The sequence below is a fragment of the Amycolatopsis sp. VS8301801F10 genome (assembly GCF_046195355.1).
Classification (GTDB): domain Bacteria; phylum Actinomycetota; class Actinomycetes; order Mycobacteriales; family Pseudonocardiaceae; genus Amycolatopsis.
On the sequence record NZ_CP176065.1, the window covers coordinates 1,427,296 to 1,450,359 of the forward strand.

15 protein-coding genes and 1 pseudogene are annotated in these 23,064 nt (G+C 70.4%); 7 read left to right on the forward strand and 9 right to left on the reverse strand.

Translation table 11 applies throughout. The features are described from left to right. Nucleotides 1-16 precede the first annotated feature (16 nt). The 3 genes from murJ to F9C11_RS06950 form a co-directional block, all read right to left on the reverse strand. Nucleotides 17-1,795: a murein biosynthesis integral membrane protein MurJ gene (gene murJ / locus F9C11_RS06940; protein ID WP_409186832.1), complete on the reverse strand. Its 1,779-nt coding sequence runs from the start codon at nt 1,793-1,795 to the stop codon at nt 17-19. 685 nt (nt 1,796-2,480) lie between these two features. After that, nucleotides 2,481-4,643, reverse strand: coding sequence for a DUF6049 family protein (locus F9C11_RS06945; RefSeq protein ID WP_409184066.1), 2,163 nt, complete (start codon nt 4,641-4,643; stop codon nt 2,481-2,483). A 14-nt stretch (nt 4,644-4,657) separates the two neighbouring features. Beyond that, nucleotides 4,658-5,164, reverse strand: coding sequence for an NUDIX hydrolase (locus F9C11_RS06950; protein WP_009085315.1), 507 nt, complete (start codon nt 5,162-5,164; stop codon nt 4,658-4,660). 101 nt (nt 5,165-5,265) lie between these two features. On the opposite strand from F9C11_RS06950, the gene F9C11_RS06955 reads away from it, so the two are divergent. The 3 genes from F9C11_RS06955 (at nt 5,266) to F9C11_RS06965 (ending at nt 8,966) form a co-directional block, all read left to right on the forward strand. Beyond that, complete coding sequence (locus tag F9C11_RS06955; protein WP_409184067.1) at nt 5,266-6,711, forward strand: CCA tRNA nucleotidyltransferase; 1,446 nt, start codon at nt 5,266-5,268, stop codon at nt 6,709-6,711. A 111-nt stretch (nt 6,712-6,822) separates the two neighbouring features. Continuing rightward, entirely contained in the window at nt 6,823-8,148 is a 1,326-nt protein-coding gene (locus F9C11_RS06960) for a sensor histidine kinase (protein ID WP_409184068.1), read from the forward strand. Continuing rightward, on the forward strand, nt 8,133-8,966 hold the full coding sequence (locus F9C11_RS06965) for a class I SAM-dependent methyltransferase (protein ID WP_409184069.1): 834 nt from the start codon (nt 8,133-8,135) through the stop codon (nt 8,964-8,966). Before F9C11_RS06960 ends, F9C11_RS06965 begins: the two co-directional genes overlap by 16 nt. On the opposite strand, the gene F9C11_RS06970 is transcribed toward F9C11_RS06965, so the two are convergent. The 5 genes and pseudogenes from F9C11_RS06970 to F9C11_RS06990 all read right to left on the reverse strand — a co-directional run bounded on the left by F9C11_RS06970 (nt 8,952) and on the right by F9C11_RS06990 (nt 15,684). Continuing rightward, the gene (locus F9C11_RS06970) at nt 8,952-10,844 is read right to left on the reverse strand and encodes a TNT domain-containing protein (RefSeq protein ID WP_409184070.1); all 1,893 of its coding nucleotides are present in this window, start codon (nt 10,842-10,844) and stop codon (nt 8,952-8,954) included. The two genes, F9C11_RS06965 and F9C11_RS06970, sit on opposite strands and share 15 nt — an antisense overlap. 124 nt (nt 10,845-10,968) lie before the next feature. Then, nucleotides 10,969-13,197, reverse strand: a complete 2,229-nt coding sequence (locus tag F9C11_RS06975; RefSeq protein WP_409184071.1) for an ADP-ribosylglycohydrolase family protein — start codon at nt 13,195-13,197, stop codon at nt 10,969-10,971. Next, a pseudogene (locus tag F9C11_RS06980) lies at nt 13,198-13,842 on the reverse strand (TNT domain-containing protein); the annotation flags it as partial. It lies immediately after the preceding gene. A gap of 134 nt (nt 13,843-13,976) precedes the next feature. Then, complete coding sequence (locus F9C11_RS06985; RefSeq protein WP_409184072.1) at nt 13,977-14,279, reverse strand: hypothetical protein; 303 nt, start codon at nt 14,277-14,279, stop codon at nt 13,977-13,979. A gap of 79 nt (nt 14,280-14,358) precedes the next feature. After that, nucleotides 14,359-15,684 (reverse strand): MFS transporter, encoded by a 1,326-nt coding sequence (locus F9C11_RS06990; protein WP_409184073.1) that lies wholly within the window; start codon nt 15,682-15,684, stop codon nt 14,359-14,361. A 1,424-nt stretch (nt 15,685-17,108) separates the two neighbouring features. Between F9C11_RS06990 and F9C11_RS06995 the strand changes: the two genes are divergently transcribed. Further along, nucleotides 17,109-17,690, forward strand: coding sequence for a YqgE/AlgH family protein (locus F9C11_RS06995; protein WP_354735848.1), 582 nt, complete (start codon nt 17,109-17,111; stop codon nt 17,688-17,690). On the opposite strand, the gene F9C11_RS07000 is transcribed toward F9C11_RS06995, so the two are convergent. Then, a complete protein-coding gene (locus F9C11_RS07000; RefSeq protein ID WP_409184074.1) occupies nt 17,687-18,106 on the reverse strand; it encodes an SdpI family protein in 420 nt (139 codons plus the stop codon). The genes F9C11_RS06995 and F9C11_RS07000 overlap by 4 nt on opposite strands. A gap of 65 nt (nt 18,107-18,171) precedes the next feature. On the opposite strand from F9C11_RS07000, the gene F9C11_RS07005 reads away from it, so the two are divergent. The 3 genes from F9C11_RS07005 to F9C11_RS07015 all read left to right on the forward strand — a co-directional run bounded on the left by F9C11_RS07005 (nt 18,172) and on the right by F9C11_RS07015 (nt 23,061). Continuing rightward, the gene (locus tag F9C11_RS07005) at nt 18,172-19,332 is read left to right on the forward strand and encodes an esterase-like activity of phytase family protein (protein WP_409184075.1); all 1,161 of its coding nucleotides are present in this window, start codon (nt 18,172-18,174) and stop codon (nt 19,330-19,332) included. A gap of 158 nt (nt 19,333-19,490) precedes the next feature. After that, on the forward strand, nt 19,491-22,379 hold the full coding sequence (gene leuS, locus F9C11_RS07010) for a leucine--tRNA ligase (protein WP_409184076.1): 2,889 nt from the start codon (nt 19,491-19,493) through the stop codon (nt 22,377-22,379). Between the two features lie 52 nt (nt 22,380-22,431). Further along, nucleotides 22,432-23,061, forward strand: a complete 630-nt coding sequence (locus F9C11_RS07015) for a hypothetical protein (protein WP_409184077.1) — start codon at nt 22,432-22,434, stop codon at nt 23,059-23,061. Nucleotides 23,062-23,064: the final 3 nt, after the last annotated feature.

The window sequence follows — 23,064 nt, forward strand, 5'->3', positions numbered from 1 at the left end:
AGTCGTGAATCAATCGTTACCCGCGCTTGATCAATCGAGTGAATCTCGATGTTACGGGCTTCAGCTCCTCGACCTTCAGCGCCATGAGCACGCCGAACGAGACGACGATCCCGACGATTCCCTGCAGGACGAGCTTGATCCAGGCGTGCGGAACCGGGCCGAGGGACGACGGCACGATCAGCCCGACGACCCACGCGGCGGCGACCCCGAGGACGCTCGCCACGACCGTGAACAGGATCACCCCGATCACCCGCTTGCTGCGCAGGTTGCCGAGCGTCACCCACAGCCACACCTGGCCGAGCATCGCGCCGATGACGTAGGTCAGCGCGTTCACCATCATCACGCCGAGCACGATGTTCTCCGGGTTCAGCAGCACCGGGCACAGGAACAGCAGCGGCACCTTGACCAGGGTCATCACGATCATGATCAACGTCGGCGTGCGGGCGTCCTTCATCGCGTAGAACACCCGCATCTGGAGCATCACCAGCGCGTACGGCAGCAGCGCGAACGCCGTGATCGCCAGCGCCTGGCCCATCCGCTCGGCGTCTTCGAGCTTGCCCTTGCCCATCGCGAACAGCGCGATGCCCATCGAGGTGCCGACGATCGTCATCACCGCGGAGATCGGCACGAGCGTGACCGTCGAGATCCGCGACGCGTAGGACAGGTCGCTGACCAGCTTCTTCGTGTCGCCGTCGGCGGCGGCGCGGCTCAGCCTCGGCATGATCGCGGTCAGCAGCGAGACCCCGAGCACGCCGTAGGGCAGCTGGAACAGCAGCCACGCGTAGTTGTAGGCGGTGACGCCGCCCGGCGTGCCCTTGGTGAGCACCCGGGTGGTGATCGTGAGGCCGATCTGGCTGACCGCGACGTAGCCGACGACCCACAGCGCCAGCCCGCCGAACTCCTTCATCCGGCTGTCCAGGCCCCACCGCCAACGCGGCCGGAAGCCCGACCGCAACAGCGGCGGGATCAGCATGAGCGCCTGCGCGGCGATGCCGCCGGTGACGCCGAGGCCGAGCGTGAGCACCTTCGGGTCGGTGATCGACGGATTGCCGGTGTCGATCGAACCGGGCATCAGCCACACCACGAGGATGGTGAAGATGACCACCAGGTTGTTGATCACCGGGGCCCAGGCAGTCGGCCCGAACACGTGCTTGGCGTTCAGCATCGCCGAGACCAGCGCGAACACGCCGTAGAAGAAGATCTCCGGCAGCAGCAGGTAGGCGAACGCCGTGGTCAGGCCCGCGCTCGCGTTGCCGGACGAATCGATGTACAGCGACGTGAACGCCGGTGCCGCGACCACCGCGATCACGGTGCCGACGAACAGCACGGTGACGCCGGTGGTCAGCAGCCGTTGCGCGTAGGCCTGGCCGTGGTCCGGATCGTCTTGCGAACGCACCAGCAGCGGCACCACCACACTGGTGAGCACGCCGCCGAGCAGCAGTTCGAAGATGATGTTCGGCATCGTGTTCGCGACGTTGAACGAGTCCGTCGCGACCCCGGCTCCGATCGCCGCGACCAGCAGCACCTTCCACAGGAAGCCGGTGATGCGGCTGATCAGCGACGCGATCGCCATCCGCCCGGACGCCTTGGCGACCGAGGGGCCCTCTTCCTTGGGCTGCTCGGGAGCCTCGGCCGGACGCGCGAGCGGCGCGTCCTTGATCCGCGGCATGACCTGGGTGGCCAGCGCGTCGTACGGGCGCAGCACGTCCGGGTCGGCGGTCGGCCAGCGCGAGGGGGCGGCCAGCGGGACGCCCGCGGTGCGCGGGATGAACCGGGTGGCGTCCGGGTCCCGCATCGCTTCTTCCTGCCACGGCCGGATCGGCGTGCCGGGACGCGGGCCGCGGCCGCGGTGCACCGGCGGCGGCGGGCCCGGCACGTTCGCCGGCGGCGGCGTCGGCTGCGGAAGCTGGCCGCGGTTCGGCGGCTGGTTCACCGGCGGGAGCGGCTGCGGACCCGACGGCGGCAGCGGCTGCGGGCCGGACGGCGGGAGTTGCTGCGGGCCGGAAGGCGGCCCGGACGGACGCGGCGGAGGCGGCCTGCGCACCGGCGGCATGGCGGCCCTGGTCGGGGCCGGACGCTGCTGGCCGTTCGGCGGCGGGACGCGGCGCGGCGCGCGGGGTTCCCTGGGTTCGCCGCCGCGCGGGTCGATCCGGCGCGGCTGGGCGCGGTCGGAAGGCGCGGGCGGGCGGTCGTCGGGCAGCGGCATGCGGCGGGTGCCGTTGGGCGGCGGCTGCCTGCGGTCGGCGGGCGGCGGCGGAGGAGGCGGCTGGCGACGGGCGTCCCTCACCGCGCGGCGAGGCTGGTCGTTCCGCCTCGGCGCCGCGCCGTCCCGCCGAGGACGCCCCGCACGCTCGGGTGGTTGACCCGGCTCTTTGTCCAACGCGTGCCCAATCCTCAGCGGTCCCCTGGTCCCTGCCATTGTGGCAGCGCCGACCCAGGGTAATCGGGAACGGGCGCGAGCACCCGCACCCCGCTGGATGTCAGGGCGTGCCGCCTCGGCTTTCCTTGACCCGCCGGTAGATCCGCCGGGACGCCAGCAGCAACAGCGCGCAACCAGCGGCGACGGTGACGATGATGGTGATCGGGCCGTATTCGGTCGAGGTCAGCTCGAACCGCGCGGTCGCGCCGAGGTCCGTTCCGGCCGGGGTGGTCAAGGACACATCGACCGACAGCCGCCCGGCCCGCAGCGCCTCGATCTGCACGTACTTGGTCTGCCCGCCCTTGGCCGGGAACAGCCAGTTCTTGGCCGCCTCGGGCCGCACGCCCATGTTGTTCTTCAGCGCGATCTGCGCGGTGACGCCGACCGGCAGGTCGTTGTGCACGTACACCGGCAGCGGCGAGGACCCGGACGCGAGCGCAATCGTTTGCTTCGGCTGTTCGACGGTCACCTGATCGCGGATCGCGGCGAGTTCGGCGGTCGCGTTCGCCGAGGCGGACGACGGCGCCGTCGCCGGGCCGAACGCGGTCGAACTGCCGCGGACCAGCGCGTCGCGGACCGGTCCGACGATCGCCTTCGGCTCGACCCGGTTGCGCGGGTCCACCTGCATCGCGGACATCAGGCTCGCGACGTCCTGGTCGAGGCCGGACAGCTGGTCGGCGACCGCCGCGCCGCCGTCCGAACGGGTGGTCGAGACCAGCGAAGCGCTGCCCTCGGGGGTGCTCCCCAGCAGGTCGTCGAGCGTCGAACCGGCGGTCACGCCCGCGTTGGTGAGCTTGCCGAGCCCGGACAGGAAGGCGTTCAGCTCGTCGGTGGTGGCGTCCCAGCGCCGCGGCGGAGCGACGAGCAGCGGCCCGCCGGTGGCCCCCTCGACGCGGCCGAGCCCGGCCTCGAAGGCGATCGCGGCGAGGCCGTTCTGCGTGGAGACCGCGCGCTGCGAAGCACCGCTGTAGGTGGTCGGCGTCTGCGGGCTCGGCACGAATCCGGTGAGGCCGGCGGTGGCCATCGAGTTGGTCGGCTGTGCGCGCAGGCCGTCGGACAGCGTCGCGGCGCCGGTGACGGTCTCGTCGTCCCCGCCCGCTCGCAGCTTCGCGCCGTCGGTGAGCACGGTCTGGAAGCCGCCCGACGAAATCGCCGACAGCGCCTTCTCGTCCGGCGTTCCGCCCGGCCACAGCACGCCGCTCTTCGACTCGACGCCGAGCACCTGGCGGATCGTCGCGGTGCCGTTCAGCGCCGTGGTCATGAGGCCGGCGTCGGGATTGCCGTCGGTGCCGCGGACCTTCCCCAGCGTGGTGAGATCGGCGTCGGCGAACGGCAGCGGGATCACGCACCGGCCGGTGACCAGCGCACGCAGCGCGGCCAGCCAGTTCGACGCGGCGTCCGCGCCCTTGCCCGCTACCCCGCCGCTGACGCGATAGCCGTCGCGCATCGCGTCGACCGTGCGCAGCAGGTCCGGATCGAGGGCGAAGCAGAGCGAGCCGCCGATCTTCGCGTTCGTCTCCTGTGCCGCGCGCGCCGCCGAGACCAGCGAATACAGCCGTCCGCCCGGGCTCAGCTCGTCGGCGAGCGAATCGTCGGTGAGCGTCATCGGCACGCCGAACGGCGCGGACTGGACGTGCGGGGTGCTGTCGGTGATCGGCCACAGCACGGCCAGTTTCGAATGCCGCGGCGTCGCCTGGTTGTTCGAGTGGCCCGGCGTCGACAGCACCGGCATGAGCAGGCTCACCGCGGCGAGCCGGGCCGGTCCGCCGTACTCCGGGGTGCCGTTCACGTTCACCAGCAGCGGGTACACGCCCGGCCGGAGCGCCGCTCCGCGCGGACCGGTGAGCGGCACCGTGATCTCCATCCGCGCGCTCTGGCCCGGCTCCAGGTCCTCGGCGAGCGAGGCGAAGTCGGTGAGCGGGGCGTCCTGCACCGGGTTGCCGGCGAGCACCGACTCCATCGCGCGCGGGCTGGCGAGTCGTTCGCCGATCTGCAGCCGGGCCATCGGCTTGACGATCCGCCGGGACCCGGTGTTGGTCACCGTCCCGGTCACCGTGATCGCCTGGTCGGAGCTGGTGATCACGCGCGGGGAGAGCTGGCCGAGGTCGAGCCGCAGCCGGGCCGGTTCCCCGGACGGGTTCTCCTGCGCGCCGGCCGGAGCACCGAACAGCGCGGTGGCGGCGACGATCAGCAAGGACAGCAAGAAGGCGGCGGGCCGCTTCACTCGGGTGCTCCCTCTCAGCCGCGCTCGTCGGGCGCGAAAAGTTCCGCTGCCCCGCGAACCAGCTTGCGCTCGTCCGCGTAGGCGAGGGTGGTCTCCAGCTCGGCCAGCGGAACCCAGGCGACCTCGGTCACCTCGACGTCCTCGTCCGACAGTTCGCCGCCGGTGGCTTCGAGCAGGAAATGGTGCACGGTCTTGTGCACCCGGCGCTGCTGCGCGACGAACCAGTAGTCGATGGTGCCCAGCGGGTGCAGCACGCGCGCGGAGATGCCGGTTTCCTCCTTCACCTCGCGCACCGCGGTCTGCTCCACCGTTTCCCCGTCCTCGATGTGGCCCTTCGGCAACGACCACAGCAGTCTGCCGTGTCGGTCGAGCCGCCCGATCAGCACCGCGCGTTCGCGCTCCGGGTCGACGACCAGTCCGCCGGCCGAGGTCTCGTCGACCGTGGTCAGCCGCCTGCCGCGGTGGCGCCGTCGCCGCCGGCGCGGCGTCGGCGGCCCGGCGCGACCGGCAGATCCAGACATGCTGCGATGCTAGAGCAAACGGTCGCCCGGGTACTCTGGCTCTCCGTGTCCGTGTCCGGCGGCGCCGGCAGCGTTGGCGCCATTTTCGTGGTGGGATTCGAGTGAACAACCTGGTCGCCCAGCAGAACGCGGTGACGGAACTGATGCGAGTGTCCCCGCTGGCCGACGAGCTGGCCGAGCGCTTCGCGCGCGCTGGCCACAGCTTGTACCTGGTCGGCGGCAGCGTGCGCGACGCGCTGCTCGGCAGGCTGTCGAACGATCTCGACTTCACCACCGACGCGCGCCCGGACCGGGTGCTGCAGATCGTGAGCGAGTGGGGCGACGCGGTCTGGGACGTCGGCATCGCGTTCGGCACCGTCGGCGTCACCAAGAACGGCACGACGCTGGAGATCACCACGTTCCGCGCGGACAGCTATGACCGCGTCGGCCGCAACCCCGAGGTCACCTTCGGCGACACCATCGAGGGCGACCTGCTCCGCCGCGACTTCACTGTCAACGCGATGGCGATCGACCTGGTCGGGAAGACGTTCATCGACCCGCACGACGGGATGGACGCGCTCCGGCTGAAGGTGCTCGACACGCCGGCGCTGCCGCAGGAGTCGTTCGCCGACGACCCGCTGCGGATGATGCGCGCCGCCCGGTTCTCCGCGCAGCTCGGCTTCACCGCCGCGCCGCGCGTGGTCGAGGCGATGACGTCGATGGCCGAGGAGATCGACCGGATCACCGCCGAGCGGGTGCAGACCGAGCTGTCGAAGCTGATGCTCGCCCCCGACCCGCGGCCGGGCCTGGAGCTGCTGGTCGACACCGGGCTGGCCGACCGGGTGCTGCCCGAACTGCCCGGCATGCGGCTGGCGATCGACGAGCACCACCAGCACAAGGACGTCTACCAGCATTCGCTGACCGTGCTCGCGCAGGCGATCGCGCTCGAGAAATCCCACGAGCCGACCAGTGAGCCGGACCTCGTGCTGCGGCTCGCCGCGCTGCTGCACGACATCGGCAAGCCGGCCACCCGTGAGTTCACCCCCGGCGGCGGCGTGAGCTTCCACCACCACGAGGTGGTCGGCGCGCGGATGGCCCGCAAACGTTTGCGGGCGTTGAAGTACTCGAAGGAGATCGTCGAGCAGGTCTCCCAGCTCGTGTTCCTCCACCTGCGGTTTCACGGGTACGGCGGCGGCGAGTGGACCGATTCGGCGGTCCGCCGCTACGTCACCGACGCCGGCGACCTGCTGACCCGGCTGCACAAGCTCGTCCGCGCCGATTCGACCACGCGCAACAAGCGCAAGGCGGCCGCGCTGCAGGCGACCTACGACGACCTCGAGGCCCGCATCGCGCGGATCAAGGAGCAGGAGGACCTCGACCGGGTCCGGCCGGACCTCGACGGCAACGAGATCATGCGGCTGCTCGGCCTTCCGCCGGGCCCGCAGGTCGGCCGGGCCTGGAAGTTCCTCAAGGAGCTGCGCCTCGACCGCGGTCCGCTCGACCACGACGAGGCGGTCGCCGAACTGAAGAAGTGGGCGGCGGCGGAGGGTCTCGGCTCGAACGAGTAGTCCCAAGAAGTGAATTCGGGATCGCGGGTTCACCACGATCCCCCTTTGGCCTCTGGATCATCGCCTTGGCAGCCGAGATACTCCCTGTCTCGAACCGAACAGGGGGGATCGATGACGCGGCAGCAGGACGGGGACCGGCGCGGAGCCAGCTTTCTCGTCACCTTGCTGCGGCGCGGCACGCCCGCTTTGGCCACCGCGACCACGGGGCTGACCGACGAGATCGCCGATCCCACCCCGGTGCGCGCGCTGCAGCGGATCTCGCGGATGGCCGGTCCGGTCGACGACCGCCACCACGACGGATTGCTGCTGCGGGCGGCCCGGTACGTGGTGCTGGTTCCGCTCGTCTACCGGCTGGTGGTGGTGCCGGCGACGTTCGCTTCGTACGCGGTCAAGCACGGATCGGCCGGGCTGGCGTCGGTCGCGATCGTCACCGTGTGCTCGATGGCGCTGAGCGCGTTCGGCCTGTTCTGGATGATGCGCCGGGCTCCGTTCCGCAGCGACCTCGCGGGGCGGCTGTTGCTGATCGACCTCGTGGCGACGCTCGCGTTCGAGCTGTTCCTGGGTGCGACGGTGTCGCCCGTGGTGTTCCACGACGCGGTCGGCGTCGCGGACAAACACCTGCTCGGCAGCGTCGCCCTGCTTACGCTCGCCGTCGGCATCCCGTCCGGGATCGGCCTGGCGGCGCTCAGCCTGCCTGTGCGGCTGCTGTCGGACCTGCTCAACCACGGCACGGTCGATTTCGCGCAGGCCGCGTCGCTGTATCCGACGATGTTCGGCGTCCTGTTCACCGCGGTCGGCGCGTTGATCCTGCTCGGGCTCGGCATCCGGCTCGCGCTGGCGTACGGGATCCGCAACGGGCGGCTCGCCGAACGCGCGCGGCAGCACCGGATGCTGCACGACACGGTTCTGCAGACGCTGGAGGCGATCGCGCTCGGCGGTCCCGGGGATTCCGATCAGCGGCTGGTCGAGGTGCAGCGGCTGGCCCGCGCGCAGGCGATCGAACTGCGGCAGACGATCGAGACCGCTGCCGCGCAGCGAGCCGAGGAGGGCGCGCGGCCGCTCGGCGAGAAACTCGCGGCGCTGGCGGCGGAAATGGCGCGCGACGGTCTGCGTGCGCAGCTAGTGATCGCCGAACTGGACAACGACACGCTGTCCGAGGTCCGGCAGATCGCGATCCGCGACGCGGTGCGGGAAGCGATGCGCAACACGATGAAGCACGCGGAGACCGACAAGGTCGTGGTGCGGGTCGAGGAACGCAACGGCGGGATCGCGGTGATCACGCGCGATCACGGCACCGGTTTCAGCCCGCACGACCGGCCGGCCGGGTTCGGGATCAGCGAGTCGATCACCGCGCGGCTGGCCGAGGTCGGCGGGACTTCGTTGGTCGAATCGAGTCCGGGGAGCGGAACGAGGGTGACGCTGTGGGTGCCGCTGTGAGCGGGGTGGCCGGTGCGCTGGCGGCGTACCGGGACGGTGACGTCGAGCGGGCGGGCGCGCTTGCCGCCGAGGCCGGGACTCCGTTGGGCGCTGAGCTGGCGACGTATCTCAAGGCGGGGCCGAGCGGTCCGGTGTACGACCAGCCGGCCGCGTTCACGGCGTTCATTCGCGGCGGCGGGAACGTCGAGTTGTACCGGCGGTTGAGCGAAGAACTGGCGGCGCGGTACGACTCCTGGCGCCCGGCCGCGTTGCTGGATCTCGGCTGCGGCGACGGATTGGCGATCGAACCGGCGTTGGCGCGGGCTTCGTTCCGGCCGGAGCGGATCGACCTGGTGGAGCCGTCGGAGGCGCTGCTCGCGGACGTCGAGGTCGCTGGAGCGCGCCGGTTTTCGGTGACCGCGCAGGACTTTCTCGCCGCGGATGGTTCCACGTGGAACCTCACGCAGTCGACGTTCGCGCTGCAGTCGATCGAACCGTCGGTCCGGGCCGAGGTGCTGAGCGCGTTGCGGCCGAGGACGGAACGGTTGCTGCTGGCCGAATTCGACGTGCCGGACGCCGCCGACCTGGAATCGCTCGCGCGGCGGTACGAACGCGGCGTCGCCGAGTACGGCGAGCAGGCTTCCCTGGTGGCACAAGGATTTCTGCTGCCGGTGCTGCTCGGCGTCGCGGCCGGGACGGCGCGGACGAACTGGGAACATCCGGCGACGCAGTGGACCCGGCAGCTCGAGGCCGCCGGGTTCGCCGACGTGACTGTGGAACCGCTCGCGGACTACTGGTGGTCGCCCGCGGTGCTGATCACGGCCTCACAGCCGGGATAGCGCTCCCTGTTCGAGGTGCTGCGCGATCGGCCGCGGCAGCAGGTACGCCGTGGCCCCGCCGGGCTGCGGACCCCACGGCGCGGTGATCCCGGTCAGCACCCGGATCGTGCGCTGCACGCGGTACTCGTGCCGGTCGCGTTCGCGGTCCGGCGTCAGCGAGGTTTCGAGGAACCGCACCGAATTCGGGTGCACCAGGTTCCCGGCTTCGGGGCCGAACCGGACCACCGTCGTGCCGGCGGGCAGCGCGACGATCCGCTTGCCGCGGAAGAACGACAGCGGCGGCTCGCCGCGCATCGGCAGGATCGGCCAGTCCGCGGGCTGATCGGATTCGTCCGGGGCCTGCGGCGGCAGCATCAGCAGCGTGCCGAGGAGGAACCGGGCCGCGTCGGCGAGATTGGCGAACGCCACCGGCTCCACGGACGGCGGACGCGACACCTCCCAGCGATTTTCCGCGCGGCGCAACGTCCACACGCCTTCGGCGGGCACCTCGTCCGCGCCGATCCGGTACGCCGACGACGGCACGCCGTGCTCGACGAGCCGTTGCTGCAGCAGCGCCAACGTCTCGGCCGCGCGCAGCCCGCGGTTCGGCTCGCCGCGAACCGCACGGGCCAGCGAACTGTCGTCCGGGAGGTCGGCCTCGGTACGCCCCGGACGCGGTTTGCCGAGCACGTCGGCCTCGGCGGTCGCGCGCACCAGGTCGCGCACGATCGGCGGCCGGAATCCGGCGGCGCGGATGTGCTCGACCAGCTCCGGCTCCGGCGGGACACCGTATTTGCGCAGGTAGTGCGGCACGGCGGCGGGCCAGATCCAGGTGCCGTCGGTGTGGAAGGCGTGCGGCACGTCCGGCGGCGCGCCGGGCGCGAAGATGTCCGGCTGCGGCACCGGCCGGTGCAGCACGACGGGCGAGCGGAACAGGTAGTCGAGCACGCCGCGGACCTGGTCCGGCGGAACCGGCGGGCGGTTCACCACGGGCCGTTCGCCCTCGTTGTGCGCGTCGACCGGCCGCGCCTGGCGGAATCCGACGTTCAGCGGCAGCCCGGCTTTCGCGCCGAGCCAGTCCGGCAAATGCTTGTCCGGCCGGGGAAAACGGGTCAGCTCCACCAGGTAGGACTCGCGGGCGGGCTCGCCGGCGTCATTCGGCGGCAGCCGCCAGTCCGGCTCCTGGTCGGCGTCGAAGTCGAAGTCGAACTGCGAATCGGCGTCGAGCGTGAAGGTGCCTTGGAACCAGGTGCCGGTCTCCGGCTGGTACATCGCGGCGCGCAGCTGGGAGAACAGCGTGCTCAGCTGCGGGGTGCCGGGCAGCGCGACGGAAACCGGGCCGTTCTCGTCGCCGACCGCGCGCACCTCCAGCTCGGCGTAGTCGCCGACCTGCCGGAACTGCGCCGCGACCCGCGTCCAGCCGCCGGGCACCTGGCGAAGCGTGCGGCCGATCGCCCGCAGGATCCGGGTCTGGTCGCCGCCGTCGACCTCGGCCTTCGGCTCGCCGTAGTCATGTCGGGTCAGCCACAGCCCGGACAGCTGCTTGCCCGGGACGGTCACCGAGAAATCGGTGAGCCCGAGCTGCGCGGCGCGCAAGGGATCGTGCCGCGTCCAGCGCAGGGTCAGATTCGGCTGGTCGCCCGGCGCGACCTCGAACAGCTCGTCGTCGTATTCGGCGTAGGTGCGCAGGTCGAACGTCGCGGGCACCTCGTTAGCGAGGACGACCCGCGCCGGTTTCCCCTCATGCTCGCGGTCGAACCCCTCGGGCGCTTCCTCGTCGCCGATGACGGTCAGCAGCAGCGTGCCGTCGGTGGTGGAGCGTTGTGCCGCGAAAGTGCGCCCGTCGAGCGTCGCGTACAGGCCGTCTGGGCGTTCTCCCGATTCCACCCGGTACCGCACGTCTGGTTCCTCCCCGAAATCCCCCGTGTAGCCGCACCGAACTTAGCCGACCGGGCGGCGACCCGACCATCGGTCACCGGAGACGGGGAAAGATGCGCCCACAAATACCTGCTCGGGTGACCGATCAGTGCCGTGGGTAGCGCTGCACCCAGGCGTCGCCGAGTGCGTTGCGCGCCGAATGGCGGTCGAAATGCCACAGCGCGTCGGTCGCCACCTGTTCGATCAGGTGGTGCAATTCGAGCTGCTCGACCCACTTCCGGGGCAGGCCGGGAACGCCCACCCGCGCGCCGAGCAGCGCCCCGGTCAACGCGCCGGTGAGCGCGCTGCGGCCGGAGTGGTTCACCGCGCGCAGCATCGCCTGTTCCGGGTAGTTCTCGAATCCGGACAGCGCGGCGAACGCCCGGCCGAGGACGGACAGCGTGCTGTGCCCGTCGCCGATCAGCTCCGGCATCCGCAGGTCGGGCAGGCCGTGCTCGCCGAAGAACGGCACCGCTTCGGCCACCAGGTCGCGCACCGGTCCCCACTCCGGGCCGTCGTGCTCGTCGAGCACCTCGCGGGACAGGTTCCACACCGGGTAGCTGAACGAATCCTTCGTGAGCGCCTTCTCGAATACCCACGCCAGGTAGGTCGCGGCGGCCACGTCGTCCGGCTGATGCGTCACGCCGGCCAGATCGCGCACGACCTGGCTGATGCCGCCGCTGAACCCGGTGCCCGGACCGGCCGCGGTCAGCACCGCGGGCAGCGCGCCGAGCAGCGCGGCAGGGCCGGACATCGGCGCGGCCTGCGGATCGCCGGTGACCAGCGCGAAATACGCGTTCAGCTCGGCGTCGTCGATGGCTCGGCGGGCGTGCAGTTCGGGCACCTTGACGAGGAAACCGTCGGCGTTCTGGATCGCCGCGCCCTGGGTGTGCAGCCAGCGGCCCAGCGCGCCGCGGACCACGCCGGGGAACAGCTTTTCGACGTCGCGCGATTCCGGCTGTTCGCGATGCGGGCTGCGGATCACCGCTTCGGTGAGGAAAAGCAGCCGCTGGGTCATCGAGCCGATCCGGCCCGGCTGGTCGAACGCGAGCGGAAGGTCCCGGACGCCGTCCGGGCCGTAGGTCGAGACGATCTCGTCCAGCCGCATCCGGTCCACGGCCGAGCCGAGCGCCTCCCCGAGCGCGAAGCCGACCCACGCGCCGACGACCCGCTGCCAGCCGTAGCGGAAGTTCTCCAGGCTCACCTCGGGGTATTTGCCGAACGTGTCGAGCCTCGGGACGATCCGGCCCTCGTTGTCCCAGGACGGCACGAGACCGTTGGCGCGCAAGTCGTTCGGCCGCGACCGGCTCGGTTCCGGCTGCTCGAACCGGCGCAGCCAGGACCGGCCGAGGACGGTCTTGCGGCATTCGTCCGCGGTCAGCTCGAAACCGTGCCGCCGCGCGCGTTCCGCCGCTGCCTTCGGCACGTCGACCGGCTTGTCCAGCCCGATCCGCGCGGCGGTCTCGACGGCGAATTTCTCCAGCTCCTCTTCGATTTCCGGACAGCGGCCGTTCTCGTCGACCCGAGGCTCCTGCCGGGGAAACCGCTTCGCGATCGCGGTCAGCTCGGCGCCGGCGACGTCCTCGAACGTCGCCGGACCGCCGTTGATCACCAGGTTCGGCGGGTGCTCGAACTCGGCCAATGTCGCCAAGTCGACTCGCCACCAGGCGTGTTCGCGGGCGGGCAGGTGCCGGGTCGAGCTGAAGACGCGCAGCTCGTTGCGTTCCTCGGAGAAGTAGAACCGGTCGGTCGCGCCGGTTTTGAGGTCGAACGGCACGAAGACTTCGCAGCGCAGCAGGCCGATCAGCAGCTGTTCGCGGGAGAGCCAGCCGACGCTCGCGAAGGCGAGAAGGGTCTCCAGCGGGTTTTCCGGCTTCGGATAGCCGCGGCGGATCGGACCGGCCTTGTACTCCGGGTTCTCGCGTTCGTCCCCGGTCTGGTGGCCGTCGTTGTCGACCTTCACCCAGCCCGCGACCGCAGGCAGCGGCACGCCGAGCTCGCCCAGCCCGGCCTTCGCGTACTCCGGGTCGACGACCTCGCGCCAGCTCTCCTGCCCCGGGTACGCGACCGGCGTGCTGAGCCCGCCCGGATGCGGATGCGCCTGGCGCAGCTCCCCGTCCGGCTCGCGCACGAGCACCGACGGGGCGGGGAACAGCTCCTTGTCCGGACGGCCTTCGTCGAGGAACGCGACGGTGTTGTAGGGGATCGACCAGCCTTCGGGGACCCGCAGCACGCGGTCGTGGTCGACCCGGAGGCCGCCCGGCCCGGAGACCTCGGGGCCGTGCACGGCGCGCAACCACTGCCCGACCTTCTCCACCGCTTCCGCCGCTTCCACCTACTCGATCCTCTCCAGGCTTCCGTCGGACTCGTGTTCCGCGATCGGCTTGGGCAAGACGTACGCCACCGCGCCGCCGGGAAGGTTCGCCCAGGGCACCGTCACCCCGGTGATCACGTGGAGTGATCTTCGGCGGCGAAAAGTGCGGGTCATCCGCTCCCGTTCGAGTGGCAGGGACGTCGTCGCGAACCGTACCGCCTGGTGGTGGACCAGGTTGCCGGGTTCTTCGCCGAATCGCAGAACGAAGGTACCTTCCGCCAACCGAGTGAGTCTCTTGTTCCGCAGCAGCGTGAGGGGAGGGTCACCCGGGGCGGGCTGGACCGGCCAGTCGGCGGGCCAGACGCCGAAGGAGTCGAGCCGGTGCCCGAGGTGGGTCAGGAGTTCGGTGTCGGACAGGACCGGGTCCGGGTTGGTTTCCCGCTCGGCGGCGACGTCGGCCGCGGTGCGCTGGACGTCCTCCGGGGTCGGTCGCGGACGCGGTTGCGCGGCAAGATCGGCTTCCGCGGTGCGGCGCACCAGAGGTTCGAGGTACGGCGGGTGAAAGCCCAGGTCACGGATGTGCTCGAGGTAGCGCAGCACGAGCGGCAGTTCTTCCTCCGGCACCGGTTCGCCGGTTCCGGCGGTGGCGTGCCGCACCTCGAAATGGTCGCCGAGCTGGGCGAACTCGATGCCGGCCGTCGCGTCCGGATCGGCCCGGAACAGCCGGCCGATCTCGACGAGCGCCTCCTGCCGGGTACCCGTTGGTTCCACGTGAATCATCCCGTCCGGAGGGGACGGCATCAGGACCCGCGGCGGCGGTTCTGCGGAACGCTTCCGCGCGGACGGACGCGGCGCGGGGTGGGCCGCGGGGCGGGCATCGAGGAGAGGTGCTGGGGTTCGGGTGCGTCGGCCAGGTGCTGCACGAGCGTCTGAACGGTCGACGCGAGCTGCGCGGGCGTGGTCCGCTCGAAGGCGTCCGGGGCGAATTCGAGCCGGCCGAGCGTGCCTGCCGGTCCGGCGGTCGCGCGGACGAGCCCGTCGGGCGAGGTCAGGACGGCTGGAGCGGCGTCGAGACGGGCCCGGTCGTCGCCGATGGTGCTCACGGTGGCCCCCCGTGTCGTTGCGCGTGCCGAGGTTAACTCGACTGGGTCACAAGTCACCCTAATGCCAGACGGTGCGTTACTACCCCCGTTTGGCGCCAACGGTTTGCGGCAGCGAATCGCCGCGCCGTCGGCGGGCCAGCAGATATCCGGCCCCGCCCAGCAGGTAGAGCGCGGTCGCGGCCACCATCAGCTCGGGCGAGTACCCGTTGTCCTTGACGAAGATCGCCGCGACCGACACCGCCACCACCTGGGTGATGTTGAACAGCGTGTCGTAGAGCGCGAAGACCCGTCCGCGAGCCTCGTCCGCGACGTCGAGCTGCACCGACGAGTCGACGGACAGTTTCACGACCTGACCGGTCCCCATGATCAGGAACGACGCGATCAACGCCAGCGGCAGCAGCATCGGCAACCCGAGCGCGGACTGCGCGACCGCCGATACGAGCAACGACCCCAGCACGGCTCGCGTCCGCCCGAACGACCGGATCAGCCGAGCCGTCACCAGTCCCGCGACGAGGATGCCCGCCCCCGCGCACCCGACCAGCTGCCCGAGGCCGGGCAGTCCGGCGCGGAAAATCCCGTCGTCGGTGAAGTAATTGCGCATCAGCAATACGCTGAGCAGCAACGAAATCCCGTACGCGGCGCGATGCGCGAACAACGCGATGAACCCAGCCGTGACGCTAGGCGCCCGCCACGCGTGCCTGGCTCCGTCCGCCAGCCCGCGCGCGACCGCCACCACGGGATTAGTCGGCTCGTCGACAACAGTCGGCCCGAGAACTCCCTTGGCGAACCGATGCGCGAGAAACGCCGACAGCAACGCCCCGGCGGCAGCGAACGCCGTGGTCTCCGCGGACCCGATGTCGCCGGACCCGAACACCGCCCGCAACCCGATCGCACACCCGCCGCCGACGACCGCGATCGCCGACCCGAGCGTCGCCGCCACCGCGTTCGCGGCAACGACCGCCCGCGGCTCCACGACGTGCGGCAACGCGGCGGACAGCCCAGACCCGATGAACCGGCTGATCCCCTCCGCGAGCAACGCGAGCGAAAACAACCCGATGCCGCCGACCCCAGCCCCCACCGCGAAGACGGACGCCACGATCGCCGCGGCCCGCACGAGATTGGCGAACACGAGCACCCGCCGCCGGTCCCACCGGTCGAGCAACGCCCCGGCGAACGGTCCTACCAGCGAATACGGCAGCAATAAGGCAGCGAACCCCTCCGCGATGGCCAGCGGATCAGCCGCCCGCTCGGGATTGAACAAAACGGCCCCGGCCAACCCGGCCCGGAAAACCCCGTCCCCCCATTGCGCCGCGAATCGCGTGAACAGCAACCGCCGAAACAACGGATCCCGAACCAGCTGCCTGTCGAACCTGCGCGCCTGGCCCCGCTCCCCCACCGCCTCCACCCCCCAACCCTACCGACCCGGCCCGACAAAACCCCCATTACAAAACAGAGCAACACAAACCAACCCCACCAACGCCCAACCCGAAAGCCCCGTACCCGCGCACCCCCAACAAACCCGCAGCCCCAAAACGCACGAGACCCGACACCACAACCGGCATAGCGCGCCAAAACACGACGAGACAAGCCCACCACGACAGCTAGAGCGGCAGGACGCCTGCGTGCGCAATGAGGCGAAACGAGAGAGACACGAAGAACACAGCGCCGCACCCCAACGAGGAGAGGGCTGCAAAAGGCCCCGCGAGCACAGCGAAGCAATACGAGAGAACGCAGCGGCCGCACCCAAGCGAGACAGTCCTACAGGCGAAACGGGACGGAAGAAATGAGGCGGCCGGGCCCCAGCGAGGCTAGAGCTGCAGGACGCCCTGCGAACGAGGCGAGGCGTGAGAGACGGGAAAACGCAGCAGCCACGCCCAGCGAAGCTAGGCCCGAAGGAGACCCTGCGGGCACGGCAAGGCGACACGGGAAGAGGAGAAAAACGCAGCGGCCACGCCCAACGAGCCTAGGCCCGCAGAAGGCCCCGCGGGCACGTCGAGGCGAGAGGGAAGAACGCAGCGACCGCAGCCAAGCGAGGGCAGGTCCGCTGGAGGTCCTGGGGCGCGGCGAGGCGAGAGGATGAACGCAGCGACCGCAGCCAAGCGAGGGCAGGTCCGCTGGAGGCCCTTGGGGCGCGGTGAGGTGAGACGGAACGCCGCGCCCCAGGGAGGGCAAGGTCTGCTGGAGGTCCTGCGGGCGTGGTGAGGCGAGAGGGTGAATGCCGTGGACCCAGCGAGGGCAGGCCTGCAGGAGATCCTGCAGGCGAACGGGACGGGAGAAATAGGGGCGGCCAAGCCCCAGCGAGCTAGAGCTGCAGAACGCCCCGCAGGCGCGACGAGGTGAGACCAGAGAGTCGGAGGAACCCAACGGCCGCGACCAAAGCAAAGCGAGAGATCTCGCAGCCGCAGCACCGACGCCGCCCCCCCCCCCGGAGCACCGCGAACTAAAGACAAAAACCCGTTAGACCATGCGATTTCCCACAGCGAACGCACACCGCAACACCCAGCCAAAGCCTGACCGGCCCAAGACCCAACCCCGTCGAAACCGCACCGAAGGCACCGCGGGGGTCCGGGGGGCTCGGCCCCCCGGGCGACACGGCGCCGGTGGACGGGGAAGGTGCTGAAAGCACCGAACAGGAGGAGCTGACACCGGCGCACTCGTTTCGCCTCTCGGCGGCTTGGCGCAGTGTGGCTCCGGCCGGACCGGTATTCCACAAAGGCGATTCTTCAGTGAGCCCGGGGGACACGAGTGCGCCGGCTCACTGTTCTCAACGGGGCGCGTGGTGCTGGTGTTCCCGTGCCGGGAGGATTTCCTTCGGCGGGTGATGGGATCATGGGTGGCGTGCCAGCGGACGCCGAGGTTGAACCGGGAACGCTCCTGGTCGCCGCACCCACGATGTTCGACCCGAACTTCAAGCGGACGGTGGTGTTCGTGATCGATCATCGGGCGGAGGGGACGCTCGGGGTGGTCTTGAACCGGCCGTCCGATGTGCCGGTGAACGACGTCTTGCCGGGGTGGGGCGCGCATGTCGCGGAGCCGCAGTCGGTGTTCGTCGGCGGGCCGGTCGACAAGAAGACCGCGTTGTGTCTCGCGGCGTTGCGGACTGGGGAGTCCGCTTCCAGTGTTCCGGGGGTGGTCGCGGTGCGGGGGCCGGTCGCGCTCGTCGATCTGGACAGCGATCCTGAAGTGCTCGTGCCCAAGGTGCGGGGCGTGCGCGTCTTCGCGGGCTATGCCGGATGGGATTCGGGGCAGCTCGCGGGCGAGATCGAGCGCGAGGACTGGGTGATCGTCCCCGCCTTGCCCAGCGACATTCTCGCGCCGCCGAGCCGGGATCTGTGGGGGCAGGTGCTGCGCCGCCAGGGGGTGCCGCTCGCGTTGCTGGCCACTCACCCCGGCGATTTGCAGCGGAATTAAGCCTCGCTGGACTTCTGCAGGACTCCGCAGCCGCCTGCGCCGCACGCGCAGCCGCTGCAGCCGGCCGGGACCGGGGACGGGGCGGGCACGGTCAGTGCCGCTCGCGCGCCCATCCGGGCTCCGGCGACGACCATCACCAGCAGGCCGAGCAGTCCGACGATCGCGGCGGCCACCAAGCCCGCCGTGGAGGGAATCGCGAGACCGGCGAGTCCGCAGACGACCGCGGCGCCGCCGCCGGCCAGGGTCGGGATTCCGGCGACCCGGTTGGCCAGTTTGAACGCCTCTTCGCTGCGCATCGAGGCTTCGGTCCGGACTCCGGCCCCGCTCGCCCTGTTCAGCCGTCCGCGCACGCCGAGGAAACCACCCCAGCCGACGACGACACCAAGGACGATCGGGACGAGCGCGATAGCGAACACCCCTTGAGGATAAGCGTGACCTCGCGGCAATGTCCCGGATACCCTCGTCGGCTGTGCTACGGGCCATGTCTTCGTCCACGCGACACCGGCTGCTCGCCGCCGCCGGGATCGTCACGCTGTCCTTGCTCGTTCCCGCGACCGCGAATGCCGCGCCGCGTCCGGTCCGGTTGCTTGGCGAGCAGCTCGTGCCGCACAACCTGCAGTTCCACGCCACCACGGTCGGCGGGCTGTCCTCGGTCGACTTCGATCCGCGCACCGGCGGGTACGTCTTCATCAGCGACGACCGCTCCGCGATCAACCCGGCTCGCTTCTACACCGCGAAGTTCGACGTCAGCGCCAAGGGAGTGGGGCCGGTCACCTTCACCGGCACGCAACCGTTGCTGCGCCCGGACGGCACGCCTTACCCGCCGCTCGCCAAGAACGATCCGTCCGCTCCGCAGAACGAGCAGACGATCGACCCCGAGGAATTGCGCGTCGACCCGTGGACCGGGCATTACGTCTGGTCGCAGGAAGGCGACCGGCTCGCGGACCAGCACCTGATCCAGCCGTCGATCCGCGAAGCCACGCGCGACGGGCACTACGTCCGCGACCTGCCGCTGCCCGCCAACGAGCGGATGACTCCGGACGCTGGTCCGCGGCGCAATTACGTCCTCGAAGGACTCGCCTACACCGGGTTCGGCACCCTGCTCGCCAGCGAAGTCGAGGCCCCGCTGCTGCAGGACGGCCCGCCGCCCACGCCGACGTCGGGGGCGTTGTCGCGGATCACCCTGCAGAGCCGGTTCGGGCCGGTGCTCGCGCAATACGCGTATCCGCAGGAGAAGCTTTTCGCCGCGCCGAAGCCCGCCACCGGATTCGCGGACACCGGCGTTTCCTCGATGCTCGCGGTGCACCAGGCGGACCCGACGAAATTCCTGATGATGGAACGGTCCTTCGTCACCGGCGTCGGCAACAAGGTGCGCATTTTCGAGATCGACACCACCGGTGCCACGAACGTCCTGCACACCTCGTCCCTGAAAGACGCGAAGCACGTCAAGCCGGTCAAGAAGAAGCTGCTCGCCGACCTCTCCGACCTGCCGCTCTCCACTGTGGGCAACATCGAGGGAATGACCTGGGGCCCGGCGCTGCCGTCCGGGGAACGCAGTCTCGTGCTCGTGAGCGACAACAACTTCTCCGCGACCCAGGTCACCCAGGTCGTCGCTTTGGCGGTCCCGTCGGAACGGCTTTGACCAGCGCGTTACGATGAGTGCGTGAACACGGCTCGGCTGCTCCTTGGCTTGCCGCGCTGACCTGGTCCGATGACCGGCTCGGCGCGGCGACCCCTCATGCCTTCTGGCTTGGGGGGTCGAGTTGTTTCTGGAGTGGCTCGACACGGAGGAAGACGGCGATGACAGGGTCTGACGAGGCCACCGGGGCCGCGGCGAAGAACGTCGCGGACGCTGAGCAAACCCCGCCGTTCCGCTACACCGCGGAGCTGGCCGGGCAGATCGAGCAGCGCTGGCAGGACCACTGGTCCGACCACGGCACCTACCACGCGCCGAACCCGGTCGGCCCGCTCGCGGAAGCGGGCGAGCCGGTGCCCTCGGACAAGCTGTTCGTGCAGGACATGTTCCCGTACCCGTCCGGTTCCGGCCTGCACGTCGGGCACCCGCTGGGCTACATCGGCACCGACGTCTACGCGCGGTACCACCGGATGATCGGCCGGAACGTGCTGCACACGCTGGGCTACGACGCGTTCGGCCTGCCCGCCGAGCAGTACGCGGTGCAGACCGGCACGCATCCGCGCACCACGACCGAGCAGAACATCGCCACCATGCGCCGCCAGCTGAAGCGGCTGGGGCTGGGCCACGACGAGCGCCGGTCGATCGAGACGATCGACCCGGACTACTACAAGTGGACCCAGTGGATTTTCCTGCAGATCTTCAACTCCTACTACGACGAGGACGCCCGCAAGGCGCGTCCGATCGAGGAGCTGGAGAAGGCGTACGCGGCGGGCGAGCGAGCGACGCCGGACGGCCGTCCGTGGGCCGAGCTGAGCACGGTCGAGCAGCGCAAGATCATCGACGACCACCGGCTGGTCTACATCTCCGAGGCTCCGGTGAACTGGGCTCCCGGCCTGGGCACCGTCGTCGCGAACGAGGAGGTGACCGCGGACGGGCGCAGCGACCGCGGCAACTTCCCGGTGTTCCGCAAGAGCCTGCGCCAGTGGATGATGCGGATCACCGCGTACGCCGACCGCCTGGTCGACGACCTGGAGCTGCTGGACTGGCCGGAGAAGGTCAAGTCCATGCAGCGCAACTGGGTCGGCCGCTCGCAGGGCGCGCGGGTCTCGTTCGCCGCGGGCGACGAGAAGATCGAGGTCTTCACCACCCGTCCGGACACGCTGTTCGGCGCCACCTACATGGTGATCGCGCCGGAGCACCCGCTGGTGGAGAAGCTGACCGCGGAACAGTGGCCGGGCGAGCACCCGGAGAGCTGGACCGGCGGCGCGAAGACGCCCGCCGAGGCCGTCGCCGCGTACCGGGCCGCCGCCTCCCGCAAGTCCGATTTGGACCGGCAGGAGAACAAGGAGAAGACCGGCGTCTTCACCGGCACCTACGCGGTGAACCCGGTCAACGGCAAGGAAATCCCGGTCTTCGTCGGCGACTACGTGCTGATGGGCTACGGCACCGGCGCGATCATGGCGGTGCCCGCCCAAGACCAGCGCGACTACGACTTCGCGAAGAAGTTCGAGCTGGAGATCATCCGCACGGTCGACCCGGGCGAGGGCTTCGAGGGCGAGGCGTTCACCGGCGACGGGCCGGCGATCAACTCCGCCAACGACACCGTCGACCTGAACGGCATGGGCGTCGCGGACGCCAAGAAGACGATCATCGCCTGGCTGGAGGACCGCGGCGCGGGCGAGGGCACCGTGCAGTACAAGCTGCGCGACTGGCTGTTCGCCCGCCAGCGCTACTGGGGCGAGCCGTTCCCGATCGTCTACGATGAGAACAACCTGCCGATCGCGCTGCCCGAGGACCAGCTGCCGGTCGTGCTGCCGGAGATCGACGACTACTCGCCGAAGACCTTCGACCCGGACGACGCCGACTCCGAGCCGTCGCCGCCGCTGTCGCGCGCGAAGGACTGGGTCGAGGTCACCCTGGACCTGGGCGACGGGCCGAAGAAGTACCGCCGCGACACCAACGTCATGCCGCAGTGGGCCGGTTCCTGCTGGTACCAGCTGCGCTACGTCGACCCGGCGAGCCAGGACGTGTTCTGCGCGCCGGAGAACGAGGCGTACTGGCTGGGCCCGCGCCCGGCCGAGCACGGCGTGGACGACCCGGGCGGCGTCGACCTGTACGTCGGCGGCGTCGAGCACGCGGTGCTGCACCTGCTGTACTCCCGGTTCTGGCACAAGGTGCTGTACGACCTGGGCCACGTCTCCTCGAAGGAGCCGTACCGCCGCCTGTTCAACCAGGGCTACATCGAGGCGTTCGCCTACACCGACAAGCGCGGCGTGTACGTACCCGCGGAAGAGGTCGTCGAGCGCGACGGCAAGTTCTTCTTCGGCGACGAAGAGGTCAAGCAGGAATACGGCAAGATGGGCAAGAGCCTGAAGAACGCCGTGACGCCGGACGAAATGTCGGACACCTACGGCGCGGACACCTTCCGCGTGTACGAGATGTCGATGGGCCCGCTGGACATGTCGCGGCCGTGGGCGACCAAGGACGTCGTCGGCGCGCACCGGTTCCTGCAGCGGCTGTGGCGGCTGGTGGTCGACGAGCAGACCGGCGAGCTGCGGGTCTCCGCGGACGAGGCGACCGAGGCGGACCGGAAACTGTTGCACCGCACCATCGCCGGGGTCCGCGAGGACTACGCGGAGATGCGGTTCAACACCGCGGGCGCGAAGCTGATCGAGCTGAACAACCACCTGACCAAGGTGTACGGCTCGACCCCGGCGACCCCGCGCGAACTGGCCGAACCGCTGGTGCTGCTGCTGGCTCCGCTGGCCCCGCACATCGCCGAGGAGCTGTGGCACCGGATGGGCCACGCCGATTCGCTGGTGCACGGGCCGTTCCCGGTCGTGGACGAGAAGTACCTGGTCGAGGACTCGGTCGAGTACCCGATCCAGGTCAACGGCAAGGTCCGCTCGCGGATCACCGTGCCCGCGGACGCGAAGAACGACGCGGTGCAGGCGGCCGCGCTGGCGGACGAGAAGATCGCCGCGCTGGTCGGCGGCAAGACGCCGCGCAAGGTGATCGTGGTGCCGGGCCGGCTGGTCAACATCGTGCTCTGAAAAATGCGCGTTCCGGCCCGGGAGCCGATCCCGGGCCGGTAACGTGCTGCCCGTGCGTAGCCGAGCGATCACCGCGGTAGCTGTCGTGGCAGCGGCAGTGCTTTCCGGCTGCGCCGTCGCGCCCGCTCCGCCGCCGGGGAAACCCGCGCCGCGGTTGCCAGCGGATTCGATCGCGTACGACACGCTGCCGGTCATCACGAGCCGGCCGAAGCTGTTCCCCGGCGACTGCTCGCAGTTCGAGAAGAATCCGCAGTTGCTGGGTGCCCTCGGCGCCAGTTCGCCGAGGTACAACCCGTACGCCAAGGCCTGCGTCTTGAAGCGGTCGGCGGGCACGCAGGTCGAGGTCGGCTCGATGGACCCGGACCAGCGCATCCCGGAGCCGTGGCCCGGCTGGTGGAAGGTCTACGACTACAGCGTCCACCACTTCCGCCGGATGCTGGTGCTGGACCGCTACTACGCGGTTTCCCAGCTCGAGGGATACGGCTGCGTGGTCGCGGTGAATACCGGTTCGCTGCAGGTGCTCACCGTCCGGGTCGGCGCCGAACGGGGCAACGGCCCGGTGCCCGGCGACAGTGTCGACGTCGATCGCCAGACCGCGCAGCGGTTCTGCCCGGACGCGCAGAAGGCCGCCGAGGACTACCTGAACACGGTCGACCCCGGCGGCGGCTCGCTGGCCGGTTGACCC

Excerpts from the sequence above, each read along its gene's own strand:
- F9C11_RS06950 (WP_009085315.1), bottom strand. The coding sequence starts at position 5,164 with ATGTCTGGATCTGCCGGTCGCGCCGGGCCGCCGACGCCGCGCCGGCGG.
- murJ (WP_409186832.1), bottom strand. The coding sequence starts at position 1,795 with ATGCGGGACCCGGACGCCACCCGGTTCATCCCGCGCACCGCGGGCGTC.
- F9C11_RS07005 (WP_409184075.1), top strand. The coding sequence starts at position 18,172 with ATGTCTTCGTCCACGCGACACCGGCTGCTCGCCGCCGCCGGGATCGTC.
- F9C11_RS06995 (WP_354735848.1), top strand. The coding sequence starts at position 17,109 with ATGGGTGGCGTGCCAGCGGACGCCGAGGTTGAACCGGGAACGCTCCTG.
- F9C11_RS06960 (WP_409184068.1), top strand. The coding sequence starts at position 6,823 with ATGACGCGGCAGCAGGACGGGGACCGGCGCGGAGCCAGCTTTCTCGTC.
- leuS (WP_409184076.1), top strand. The coding sequence starts at position 19,491 with ATGACAGGGTCTGACGAGGCCACCGGGGCCGCGGCGAAGAACGTCGCG.